This window comes from Kroppenstedtia sanguinis, assembly GCF_050433445.1.
Taxonomy (GTDB): Bacteria; Bacillota; Bacilli; order Thermoactinomycetales; family DSM-45169; genus Kroppenstedtia; species Kroppenstedtia sanguinis.
On the sequence record NZ_JBNPXF010000009.1, the window covers coordinates 52,710 to 66,290 of the forward strand.

7 protein-coding genes are annotated in these 13,581 nt (G+C 49.2%); all 7 read right to left on the reverse strand.

Features of this window, described 5'->3' with window-relative positions; genetic code table 11:
* Positions 1-95: 95 nt before the first annotated feature.
* The gene (locus JOD24_RS07385) at positions 96-2,156 is read right to left on the reverse strand and encodes a catalase (RefSeq protein WP_380162756.1); all 2,061 of its coding nucleotides are present in this window, start codon (positions 2,154-2,156) and stop codon (positions 96-98) included.
* A gap of 399 nt (positions 2,157-2,555) precedes the next feature.
* Positions 2,556-4,613, reverse strand: coding sequence for a catalase (locus JOD24_RS07390; protein WP_429246660.1), 2,058 nt, complete (start codon positions 4,611-4,613; stop codon positions 2,556-2,558).
* Between the two features lie 872 nt (positions 4,614-5,485).
* A complete protein-coding gene (locus JOD24_RS07395; protein ID WP_380162752.1) occupies positions 5,486-7,435 on the reverse strand; it encodes a tripartite tricarboxylate transporter permease in 1,950 nt (649 codons plus the stop codon).
* Between the two features lie 4 nt (positions 7,436-7,439).
* Complete coding sequence (locus tag JOD24_RS07400; protein ID WP_429246661.1) at positions 7,440-8,405, reverse strand: tripartite tricarboxylate transporter substrate binding protein; 966 nt, start codon at positions 8,403-8,405, stop codon at positions 7,440-7,442.
* A gap of 968 nt (positions 8,406-9,373) precedes the next feature.
* Positions 9,374-10,657: a purine/pyrimidine permease gene (locus JOD24_RS07405; protein ID WP_380162748.1), complete on the reverse strand. Its 1,284-nt coding sequence runs from the start codon at positions 10,655-10,657 to the stop codon at positions 9,374-9,376.
* A gap of 497 nt (positions 10,658-11,154) precedes the next feature.
* Positions 11,155-11,802 (reverse strand): response regulator, encoded by a 648-nt coding sequence (locus JOD24_RS07410; protein ID WP_429246662.1) that lies wholly within the window; start codon positions 11,800-11,802, stop codon positions 11,155-11,157.
* Entirely contained in the window at positions 11,774-13,429 is a 1,656-nt protein-coding gene (locus JOD24_RS07415) for a GAF domain-containing sensor histidine kinase (RefSeq protein WP_429246663.1), read from the reverse strand. Before JOD24_RS07415 ends, JOD24_RS07410 begins: the two co-directional genes overlap by 29 nt.
* Positions 13,430-13,581 lie beyond the last annotated feature (152 nt).

The following is a 13,581-nucleotide window of genomic DNA, read 5'->3' on the forward strand; positions in this document are numbered from 1 at the left end:
GGTAGTAAATAAGTCGGGATGGTGGGACGGTGAAGAGCCTTTGCGCTCATCACCGTCCCACCATCCCCGTCCCCTCACGCCTGAACACGTCTGTATTATTTTCTATTCCAAAAACGCTGCCAGGCAATTGCAGAGACAAATTCATTTCCAAAGTTTGGATTATTCGCAGCAAAAACCACTCCGGCTAAATTACTTTTCTTAGATGGTTGAATAAAATACTTCCCAGTTGAGGCAACACCAATCGGTTTATAATGTTTATATGCAACATGTACGAAATGGGTAACATCATCATTAAATTTTTCCTGTCCTTTAGAACGTCCCCCAACTACATAAAGCGAGTCAAGCAAATAAGGACTTGTTGTAAGAAATGTTTCATCAACCTTGATCTTTGTACCATTAGAACCTCTGACAAAACCAAGTGTTTCACTTACGATGACAATAAAAACTCCATTTTGCTTTAATGTGGTTAGAACATGGGTTACCTCTGTATCATTAAAATGATCCCCAATCAGTACACCCACTTTTTGCGTATATGCATAACGGGGCGAATTGGCCTGACTAAGGGAAGGGTAACTTTCTCCAACAGGAACCTGGAATCCGCTTGGGCGATCAACACCAATATTATCAGCAACGATGCAAGCCATTTCCTCATCCACATTGGCCAATAAATTGACGTTTTGCTGGCGAACAGATTTGCTTTTTACTTTTCCGAGTTGATAGCTAAATCCCTCAATCGTATGCTGTTTTTCAACAGGTGTCAGGCTATTCCAAAATATCCTCGGTTGCGAAAAGTAATCTGTGAACGATTCGCTTCGGGCTCGTATGACGTGACCTTCTACTCTTTTTGGATAACTAACATAGCCGCCTTCTTCCGGGGGTGTCGTGTAAGGGGTATTATTTGCTAGTGAATTTTCATGATAGTTTACCTGATCGACATCGATTCGCTGCCTCATATAACCCCTTCGCTGATTATTATGAAACGGACAGATTGGCTTGTTAATTGGTAACTCAACGTAATTGGCGCTACCAAGTCGATGTTGTTGTGCATCTCTATACGCCATTAACCTTCCCTGCAAGACAGGATCATTGGAAAAATCAATTCCCGGAACGACATTTGCAGGGTTAAATGCGACTTGTTCAGACTCTGTAAAATAATTATCAATATTTCTATTTAATGTCATCTTACCAATCATTTGAACAGGGATGAGCTCTTCTGGCCAAAATTTCGAAGCATCTAGAATATCAAAATCATATTTGAATTCATCCTCCATCGGAATGAGCTGAACACCTAATTCGTATTCAGGATAAGCACCACAGTCTATTGCCTCTCGGAGATCTCTCCGGTGAAAGTCTGGATCGAGACCGCCGATTTTCTGCGCCTCATCTTGAAGTAGGGAATGAACACCAAGAACAGGCTTCCAAACATACCTCATAAAGGTTGCTACCCCTTGTTCGTTAACAAAAAGGTACGTATTAATTGACCACGATTCCATCATTCGATAGCTTCTTAGGATGCCCCGATCGGACATAATCCACTCCACCATATGAAGTGCTTCAGGATTATTGGCTACATAATCCCAAAACCTGTCGTGTGCGCCGGTAGCCGTTGGTATATCATCATCTTGCTTAGATTGGTACGCATGCATCGCATCTGGAAACTTCATCGCGTCTTGATTAATTAATACGGGCATTGCAATCGTGGTCAGATCGACATTTCCTTCCTCTGTATACAACTTCACGCCCTTACAGCGTAAATCTCTTGCCGTATCATAAGACCCTTTAGCCCCCTGTACAGTAGAAAAACGGACAGTTAATGGCGTCTTTTTACCCGCTTCCTGTAAGAATCCTGCTTTGGTAACATGTTTCATGGACTGATAACATTCAAACTCTCCATGCGCACTGTAACCTCTTGCATGAACCACTCTTTCCGGTATCTCTTCATGGACAAAGTGTGACATTTTTTCAAAAAACTCATAATCTTGCCGTAGTGCAGGACCGCGGATACCGGCTTTTAATTGATCTTGATCCTGTGATTTTTTTTTCCCTTCCTGTGTCGTCATTGGCTTTCCTGTATTTTGTACACGATACTGATCCAATTGCTCCTGTTTAGCATTATTTCCAACAGGCCTTCGGTTTTTTGATGGCTTTTTACCCATGTCATCACCCATCCTAACGTAAGATTTTTCAATCCCATTCATATGCCTATGAAATTAGTTATATACCTGGATCCAGGTGTGTTGATTCGCCATATTTCAGGTAGGAAATAAGGTGGGGATGGCGGGACTTTGATTCGCCTTTGCGCACTTTGCAAGGGACAGTAGTCGTTCCACCATCCCCGTCCCCGCAAGCAATATTTTTGATGGGGGCAATGGGAAGAGTGAAAGGATCATTTTCGTCCCCATCCTCCACTTTATGGTTCATCAACAGCCCTGGCCTGGATCATACTCAATTACGCTGAAGCGTAATTGAGTCCAGATTTTTATCAAGCGATGAATAAGGAAAGGATCAAACATGGCGGAAAATAATCCTGTTATGAATGATCCTGCTATAACTCTCTATCTTCTATTCCAAAAGCGTTGCTGCGCGATGGCCGAGACAAACTCCTTTCCGAAATTCGGATTATTTGCGGCAAAGACAACGCCGGCCAAGTTATTTTTTTCTGATGGTTGAAAATAAGACTGAGCAGTCGTCGCCACGCCAATTGGTTTATAGTATTGGTATGCTTTATTTACGAAGGTCATAATGTCTTGGTTGAATTTGACTTGATTACTAGCACTTCCTCCAACAACATAAAGGGAATCATACAAGACAGAATATGTTGTAAGAAATGACTTGTTGGCTTTCATTTTTGTGCCACCTGCTCCTTTGACAGTACCAAGTTTTTCACTAATAATGTCCATAAACACACCATTTTTCTCTAGTGTATGAAGAACATGATTTACTTCTTTGTCATTAAATCCATTGCCAATTAAGATACCCACTTTTTGCGTATAGGCATAATGCGGTGTATTAGCCTGACTCAGAGAAGGAGAACTTTTGGTTACTGGAATATGAGAACCTTTTGGCCGTTTAACACCAATATTGTCGGCAATGCTGCATGCCATTTCCCTATCAACGTTTACCCACATATCTACATTTTTCTGGCGTACGGATTTGCTTTTTACATATCCAATGTGAAAACTAAATGTATCGATAAGATCCTTCTTTTCAACAGGGGATAGGCTGTTCCAAAAAAGTCTTGCCTGGGAAAAAAAATCATAGAACGAATCGCTTGGAACTTCCCTCGTCACGCGTCCTTTGACTTTCTCAGGATAATTGACGTATCCACCTTCTTCAAACGAAGCCTCAGCAGGAGTATTTCTGGCTAACGAATTATTGTGGTAATGTACAGAATCAACATCAATTCGATGTCTCTGATAGCTATCCCGAAGGTTAAAGTTTCTTTCTACGATAGGTTTATTCACTGGGAGGTCTTCAATATTTGCTGAATGTTGTCGATATAATTCTGTATCCCTGTACGCAAATGCCCTACCCTGTAAAACAGGATCGTTCGTAAAGTCGATTCCTGGAACAACACTGGCAGGATCAAATACGGACTGTTCTTCCTCTGCAAAGAAATTATCTACAAGCCGATTCAATGTCATTTTACCGATGACATGAACAGGAATTTCTTCCTCTGGCCAAAGTTTTGTGTCATCTAAAATATCAAAATCATATTTAAATTCATCTCCCTCGGCAATAAGCTGCACACCGAGTTCATATTCTGGAAATGCTCCTTTTTGAATCGCTTCAATGATGTCTCGCCGATGGAAATCCGGATCAACTCCTCCGATAATATTCGCTTCATCAAGCAACAATGAATGAACACCGAGTTTAGGCACCCATTTAAATCTGACAAAGGTCGATTTTCCTTGTTCATTAATAAATCGGAACGTATTGATAGGCCAGGCTTCCATCATACGCCAGCTTCTAGGACGACCCCGCATAGACATCAGCCACATGACCATATGTGCGGATTCCTGGTTGTTCACGACATAATCCCAAAAATTATCGTGTGCGACAGTCGCTTGGGGGATATCCGTAACAGGGTTCTGTTTAGCTGCATGCGCCAAATCCATAAACTTCATAGCATCTGCCAAAATGAAAACAGGAAACTGCAGTGACAACGAATCATAATTTCCTTCTTGAGTATAAAACTTGACCGCAAATCCCCGAATATCTACCGCTGTATCCTTCGAACCCTTATTTCCAGTGAAGTTAGAAAACCGTGTAAATACAGGTGTTTTCCGACCAGCCTCTCCCAGAAAGTGCGCTTTTGTGAGGTGTCGCATGGATTTGCAGGACTCAAATTCACCGTAAACCCCGAAACCTCTGGCATGAACGACTTTTTCCGGTATTCGTTCCCGGCTAAAATGAGACTGTTTTTTATAGAAGTGAAAATCCTGGAATAATAATGGTCCGCGTTTTCCTGCCCTTAGTGTAAAAGTATCATTTGAAACTTTTACTCCGGTATCATCCGTCATCTTCTTTCCTGGGCCGGTATTTTTTCTACGATATTGTTCTAGTTGTTTATCCTTGCTATCATCTGGATTTTTCTTTCTTTTCTCATCCATGTATATCACCTTCACTATAATTTGTTATTCTTACAAATAATGTGAATTAACGAATGAATATTTCAATCTTATTCAATTTATGTCAGGGCTATTTATAAACCATAAAGTAGACGATAGGAACGAAACGATCCCTTTGCTCTTCCCATTGCCCCCATCGTAAAATATCGCTTGCGGGGACGGGGATGGTGGGTACGATCTCCTGCAAGGAACGTAAAGGCTCTTCACCGTCCACTATTCCGACCTGATTTCCTACCCAAAATATGGCGAATCAACACGCCTGAACTAAGATATAAAGCCAGGGCTGTTGATTAACCAGAAAATGGTCGGCGGAAGGGAGTCGTGTGCTGCCAAAGCGACCTTTGTACCATGGGCACTACAATCCAAAGGAGCTGAAGCTCTAGATGAAGGTAGCACCACAGGCACTACAATCTCGATAGCAAGGTTGCCATCCTACCCAGCGGAGAAGTCTTACGAGAGGGCGTTTAGGGGCAATATCTTCCCTGTGTTTCTTCCGTAAGGCTTTGCCCCTGCCTGATGGTCAGATTTGGAGCGGCCAGTTTTCACTTCCTTGCCGGATGGCAATCCGAGCGTGGTAGAACACGATTTCCCCACCTCAAATATGGCGAATCAACACGCCTGGATTAACCTATATAATGCTATGTTTTTTTCTGCCATTTTTGTCCTTTCTTCTTCGACTCCATTCTTACTGGGGTGTTTCTTATGTTTTGATCAGCAACGGTGGGCGAGGTCCCAGGAACTGATATAGGGTCGTAAGCCTTCCTGCAAGTGAACAAACTCCCCGCCCTCCTTCCACTCTCTCTTCTCTATATATTCCGCAATCCAAAGCTTAGAACCGATAATCCCACCTGAGCTCAAAGCAGCCATCCCTCGGGGAAAGGCACCATAAAGATCCAACGGAAGACCGCGTAAAAAAGGAGACCGATCAGGAGAGAGACTGCAACGCCCCGGAAATTCCTCTCCCTCTGGGAAAGAAACCAGGTGACGGTACCTGCGAACAACAGAGTGGCCGCCAAAAAACCCAGCCAAGGAATCAAAGCGACGTACCCCGCCATGCCTAGGGATACCACCCACACGGAAAGGACTGGAGCCACCCCCTTCTCTGCCGATTTCCCTCTGCCAAACAAGCTTTGGAACAGGCAGACGACTCCGAGGAAGAAAAGGATCCCCCCCACCGTCCCAGGAAAAATGGCACTCATCTTGTTCAAACCCCGAAGATGCCCTAGAGCGATCACCGCTACCAAGATAAAACCCAATGACACCCACAGATCCCCCCCATTCCGGCCTTCGACCCCCTTCTTTTCTCTTCGCTCCCGCCTGCCAGATCGTAGCATCCACCAGGAGGAGCCCAAGGAGATCAGACAGAAACCGATCAAGAGAAGGGTGATCGGCCGGTTCAGAAACACCATCCAGATGCCTCCCTTGGCCTGCCCGATCAACATGGACTGGACCAGCCCCGTTTCCGCAATCGACCCGAGGATCAGTCCCAGAACGATGGGTCCCGGTTCAAACCCCACTTTTTTCAACAGATAGCCCATGATCCCAAACCCGACCATCATCGCCACATCGAGGAGGTTGTTCCGGATGGCGTAGGAGCCGATCACCGTCAACATCATGATCAAGGGAACCAGGGTATGGGAAGGGAGATTTAAAAGCCGGGCCACATATCGGGCTCCATAAAAAGCCATCACAAACATCACCACGTTGGCCGCAATAAACGCACCCACAAAGGTGTGAACCAGATCAGGATAATTTTTGTACAGGTCCGGGCCAGGTGTGATTCCCTGGATTAAAAGCGCCCCCATCAGCACGGCAGCCGGTGCCGCTCCGGGAATCCCTAGAGAAAGGAGAGGGACCAGAGATCCCCCCACCTCGGCATTGTTTCCCGACTCTGAAGCCGCCACCCCTTCGATTTTTCCTGTCCCATATTCCTCTTTGTTTTTATCGAAACGGACCGTTGCATCATAAGCCAGCAGGCTGGCCACATTTCCCCCCGCACCGGGAATGATCCCCGTCACAATGCCGATGACAGAGGAGCGAAGAAACAGGAAGGGACGTCGGATCAGCCTTTTAATCACCTTCCCTGCCACCCCCTTCACGGGCTGATAGGATAGGTGATCCTGCAATTTCCGCCTCTCTATGATGGCGATCACTTCCGGAATACAGAACAAACCGATCAACACCACGACCAGGTCCAGACCCCCTTGCAGGGGAGAAAAGCCAAAGGTAAACCGCGAATCGCCCCCGACGGGAGCAATACCCACGGTACTCAACAGCAGTCCGAAAGCTCCACCGGTCAATCCCTTGACAATGGAACCGGAGGAAAGGGTTGCAATCACCGTGAGTCCGAAGACAGCCACCCAAAAAAATTCCGGTGGGCCAAAACTTAAAGCCAGATCGGCCAATAACGGGGACAAGAAGAGAAGGGAGATTCCCCCCAACACGCCCCCAACCCCCGAGCTGAAAGCCGCGGTAACCAAGGCTTGCTCCGCCCGCCCTTTTTGGGTCAAAGGAAAACCGTCGAAAGTGGTGGCGATGGAAGAGGGAGTGCCCGGCGTATTGATCAGAATGGCGGAAATGGATCCGCCGTAGATCGCTCCGATATAGATCGCACCCAACAGAATCAACGCCGCCTCCGGTCCCATGGTAAAGGTAAACGGTAGCATGAGTGCCAAGGCCATGGTCGCTGTCAGCCCCGGAAGGGCACCCACGAGAATTCCTCCGGCAACTCCGATAATCACCAACAACCAGTTCACCGGATCCATCCATCCGGTGAACAGACTTTCCGCTATTGTGGTACCCATGGAATCACTTCACCTCCTCAATCATCGGGGTCAGTTCCGCAGTCTTCCGCTTGATATATTTTTCGGTTTCAACCACACCCATCTCCAGCGGTTCAAACCCTTCCCGGATCATCTGCTCCTTGATTTTGTCGTTGCGGGCAACCCGGAGAAAAGCTTCTTCCAAACGTTGGACCACAGGGGCCGGTGTACCTGCGGGTACTCCCACCCCACGGTCGATGACAGGAGCCATCTCATAGCCCACTTCTTTGAAGGTGGGAACCTTGGGAAACAGTTCTGTGCGTTGATCACCTCCAATCGCCAGGATCTGCAACTGCTCCTTGTATTTCACCAAATCGCTGGTATTGGCCAAGATGAGATCAGTATTTCCTCCGAAAAATCCCTGGGTTTGGGTCGCTGCACCGGTGAAGGGGACATACTTCATCCGAATTCCGGCAAACTTCTCCAACTGTCTGAAGGCGAGATGATGCCCCGTGTAGGTGCCTGACCCGGCAACTGTCAATTTGCCAGGGTTCTTTTTTGCTTTTCGCACCAAATCCTTGATAGACCTGATGTCGCTCTCCTTTGGAACAGCCAATCCGATCGGTGTTCTCTGAAACAGAACCACCGGCTGAATCTGCTCAGTTTGATACCCGGTATCCGGGTTGGCTAGGGGCTGAAGAATGATATGGGGAATATTGATCCCGGCCAGATTATAACCATCCGCTTTTTGTCGGGCCAATTCCGCCCATCCCACCGAGCCGCCCCCACCGGGTTTGTAGGTGATGATGACGGGTTGGCCCAGCTCTTTTTCCAGGAGCGGATGTTGCCTTCTGGCCTCCACGTCGGACTGACCTCCAGCCTCAAAAGGGATCATATAGGTGATCTGTCGTTCCGGAAAAGCGACATGGTCTGATAAGGATGCCTGACAGCCTGTCAACAGCAATATTCCAGCCGACAGCAGGCCCATCCACTGCCAAAAAAATCTTTTCATTCCGTCCACCTTCCAAAAAACAGAGTTAAGAATGAATGGTCTTGAGGGACAAAGGACCACCGATGGAGTATATACCCACCCAAATCCATATCTGAAATAGGATATGTGCCCAATCGGCATAGTTGCATGTTGTTTTCAGCAACCCAAAAACGCCCCGGTAAAGGGGCGCTGGTAATTGAGTCAGTATGTTTAAGAGGAATTCGCTGTACAGTCCATGAAAGAGACCGATTCCCAGAACGATAAGCAAGAGGGAGCTTTTGCGGACCACCTTCAAGCCCGCAAAAAAGGTTCCCTACATCACATGTCGGAGGTACATTCGATAAGCGACTGATTGCTGCCACCTGATTCAACCCTTTACTGTCCATATTGAAATGGTGAATACAGGGGCATCTCTTTCCAGCACAAAAAAGGACAGGAACGGGTTCCGTTCCTGTCCTGCAATATCCAAAGAACAACCGTCCCCGGTTGATTTCCGCTTTTCACAGGAGGTGCTTCAAACAGACCGAAATCCGGGCACGAATAAAAAACCTGTCACACCAGGTTTTTTCGCTTTTCCTCACCGGAGTAGCTCACCATGCCCTGTATCATCGGTTCGTCAGTTCAAGATCACTGTTGGCATCGAAAATCCCCCCATTTCGGCATGTTTATCCATGCTTGACAGTTGGATCATAATATAAAAGTTCACAGGGCTGTTGATGAACCCTAAAGTGGATGATAGGAACGAAACGACCCTTTCGCTCTTCCCATTGCCCCCATCACATATCGCTTGAGGGAACGGGGAAGGTGGGAGGGCTACGATCTCTTGCAAAGAACGCATAGCGAGACCCGGGAGCGGAAAGCGACCCTGGCGAGACTTGTGCCCTATGGGTGCAAAGGCTCTTCACCGTCCCACCATCCCAACCTTATTTTACGCCTGAAAGGTTCAGACAAGTCGATACTCAATGCCTCCGGCCCACAGCTGAACCGGATCAAGGGGATTCATTCTTTTTCCCCCGCCACAGTCTTTCCATCAGAATGGCAAGGAAAGTCCCGGTGAGAAGACCGTTGCCCAAGGTGAACTGAAGGACTGAGGGCAGGGAAGCAAAAGCGGTGGAGGGAACAAACATGATGCCCACTCCGATCATGAGTGAGATGCCGAGGATGGTGTTGCGCCGGTCATCCAAGGGCTCCCGAGTGATATTGCCCACCGCGATGGAAACGATCTGAAGAAAACTAGCCAGCAGAGCCGCGTCGGCCACGGGCTCCGGCAAACCCGCCAGAAAACTCATCAAGGGAGGAAACAGGGAGACTCCTACCATCACCAGGCAACCGATGAGGAAGGGGCGTAACTTTTTTAACCCGGTCAGCCGGACAAAACCAGCAGAACTGGACAAGGGAATCGTTCCCACAGTGGAGAAAAGGGCAGCCAATCCATTGGCCACTCCGTTCCAGATCCCACCCTGGTCCAGTGCTCTCCGTGCCTCCTCTGGCCGTCGTCCAATTACTTGTTCCCCCGCCGCCACCGTGGCCACCAGATTGGACATCAGCACGAAGGCGATCAGGAGGCCAGTAATCACCATCCCCCCCTCCAGTCGGGGGACTCCCCAGGCGAAGAGTTCCGGCAATCGGATCCATCCCTCAGACTGGGGAGATTCTGGAAGCCGTCCCGCCCAAGCAAAAGCGGTCCATCCCACCAGAATTCCTAAGAGGACGGAGTAATCTTTCAGGCTTCCTTTTCCTTTCACCGAGATGAAGATGATCAGGATCAACACGCCAAATGAGAGCAGAGCACTCACTGAGTCGAGACCGTCAGCGCCCAGTCCGATCATCCCCTCTAGAAACACTCCGCTCAATTGAAAGACAAGTAACAAAAGATAGACCCCGGTCACCAAGGGAGTGAACAGAGTCATCATCCGTCGGATTAAGCCGGTGATTCCCATGAGAAAAAGTACCAATCCGGCTATCAACATACTTCCTTCCAGCGACTGCAACATGGCACCGGAGTCCAACCCGACGGTCCCCCCCAGGATCACAAAAATACCCAACCAAACGCCCGCCGGTCCGTCGGCAATGGGCAGACGGTGGCCCAACCAGCCTTGCAAAAAAGAGGCGATCCCCACCACAAAGAAGGTTCGCTGCATCAGCTCTGCCGTCTCTTGTGCGGACAATTGGAAAGTTTGACCGATGACGATCGGGATTGCCAATGAACTAGAAAGAAGAAATACAAACCATTGCAACGACCCCAAGGCCGTCTGTCCTTTTAACCTTTGCACAAAAAATCACCAGATTTCACCCAAATTACAGTTGATTCATCCCGAGGGATGGGGTCCATGCACCATCCCTTATGCGACAACTTTTTTGTAAAGACCTTAGGGCTGTTGATTAACCAGAAAACAGTTAGCAGAAGGGAGTCGTGTGCTACCCAAGCGACCTCTGCACCATGGGCACTACAATCCCGATGGGCTGAAGTCCTGAACTCAAGGAAGCACCACAGGCACTACAATCCAAAGGAGCTGAAGCTCTAGATTAAGGTAGCACCACAGGCACTACAATCTCGATGGCAAGGTTGCCATCTTACCCAGCGGAAAATCTGAAGGGAGGGGGTTCAGGGAAACATTCTTACTTGTGTTGCTACCGTCCCGGCTTTGCCCCTGCCCGATGGTCAGATATGGAGCGGCTAGCTTTTACTTCCTTGCGGGATCGCATGTTTGCGTGGGTGAACACGATCCTCACCTAAAATATAGCTAATCAACACGCCTGTAAAGGCCTATCAACCAAACCAGCCTTGCTTCATGGCGTGGATCGCAGCCTGAGTTCGATCCTGCAGATCCAATTTGCTCAAAATTCCGCTCACATGGGTTTTCACTGTTTTTTCAGCGATTACCAGTTGAGCAGCGATCTCCTTATTGCTCATCCCTTTTGTAATCAGTCGCAACACGTCCTGTTCCCGGGGTGTTAACATCTCCAGGCCCTCGGGTTTGTGGAAACCCGAGGATGAAGAAGTAAACTGATGGACCAGGTGACCCGCCGCCTGAGGATGAAGCTGGGTCTTGCCCTGGTAGGCGTCCTGGATGGTCGCCACTAGCTCCTCCGCTTCGATTTCCTTCAGTTGATAGCCTACCGCCCCGGCTCGGATCGCAGGCAACACATGGTCCTGATCGGAAAAACTGGTCAAGACCACCACCTTCACTTCGGGATGAATCTTTTGGATCCTGCGGGTAGCCTCCACACCGTCCATCACTGGCATCATCAAATCCATCAAGACCACGTCAGGACACAACTGTTTCACCTTTTCCAAGGCTTCCGCCCCGTTGCTGGCCTCACCCACAATCTCCACCTCTTCCCGGGTACCCAGGAAAAGAGAAAGTCCTTTCAACACCATCGGATGATCATCCACCAACAGAATCCGAATCGGCATCCCCTGCACTCCTTTCCCCGATGGGTATCACTGCCCGGCAGATCGTCCCCTGGGCAGGGGCGGTTTCCAAAGTAAAAGTCCCTCCCAAGAGTTCCACTCGCTCTTCCATGCTACTCAAGCCGAGGGAGTGCTTTCCACTGCGGACCGATTCGTGGGAGAATCCACAACCGTGATCGGTAATCTCCAGCCGGATCTCCCGCTTCCCCATCTTTAGGAAGAGATGAGCCCGATCCGTACCGGCATGGCGGCTGATATTGTTTAAAGCTTCCTGCCCGATCCGCCAAAGAGCCTCTTCCACTCTCCGGGGCAACTTCCGGACTCCCTCCACTTCATCCTCTACGATCAATCCCAACTCTCTCCCATACTGGCACAATACAGTCATCACTCCTGCTTCCAATCCCGCCGGACGCAACTGCCAAATCAGGGAACGCATCTCTTTCAATGCCTCGCGGGAGAGACGGTGGATATCCTCCAGGGTTTCCCGCAGAAGTTTTCCCTGCTCTGCAGAGAAGTCCTTCGCCGCATGGGCACTCAGAGAGAGCGAAAACAGCTTCTGATTGACGGAATCATGCAAATCCCGAGCCAAGCGATTACGCTCCTCCATCCGGGTGAGCCGCTTCCGCTCCTCTTCCAACAGGGCTTTCTCCATAGCTAAAGAGAGATGCTCTCCCAGTGCGGTGAGGATCGGAAGATCTCCAGCCTCCATCTCCTTAGCACGAGCGACCCCCGCAGATAGCACACCGATGCGTCGGTTCCGGGTCGAGATGGGAACCGCAGCCACCGCTGTGCATTCGGGCCACCAGATACGCAGTACCTCCAATCCCTCTTCTCCGGTCACCGCCTGTTGCCTGACAAAAGCGAGCCCGATCGGTCCCAACTTGTCCACAGGCAAAGAGACCTTGGGCTCGACACAATTTCCCAGGGAATAAAGAGAGGTCAGTTTCAGCTGTTCTCCTTCACCGGTCCACATCCCCATCCATGGCCAGCGGAACTGACGGCCCGCTTCACAAACGGCCCGCCGAGGCAATGTCTCTACATCACGCACCATCCAGAGGAACCGGCTCACCTCATCTAGCCGGGCATATTGCTGCACCCGCTGCCTCTGCACCTGAATCAGACGGGTCTTCTGAACGGCGGTTCCGATCTGGTAGGCTACCGCCTCCAGCAGGGCCAACTCATCCCTGGAAAAATTCTCTTTCCCTGGAGAAGCTACATTCAAAAGGCCGATCCGCTCTTGCCCGGCGATCAGGGGCACTGTGGCATGGTGGGTAATCCCTCGAGTATCCCCCCAACCATGCTTCACTGCATTTTCCAACCGCTTGCATTCCATGATGTTCGCTGCTTCCTTTAGCCGGCCATCCCAAAATTTATTGAGACACCAGCAGGAGCCCTGACACATGGGACGATTCTCCTCCACAGAGAGGCCGGGGGGCAACCGATGAACCGCTACCGGCTCAAACTCCATCCGGTCTCCCGCCAAGAAAATCCAACCTGTGGCCAGACCTGTCACCTCGAGCAACTTCTCTAGCACCGACTGTAACATGGGCCGCACTTCTGTCGACCGATTGAGTGTCTCGGCGATCCTCCGCAAAGTTTCCCACTGCCGTTCCCGAATCTCCTCGGTCATTCCCTTCGCCCCCTGAATCATCACTTCAATAAATATAACATGAAGGAAGGTATCAGGGATAACTGCGAAAACTTTTGGCATCCGCTCTCCCCAATCAGGGAATCCGTCAAAACACGAATCCATAAAAAAATCGACTGTCAGTGATCATTCCC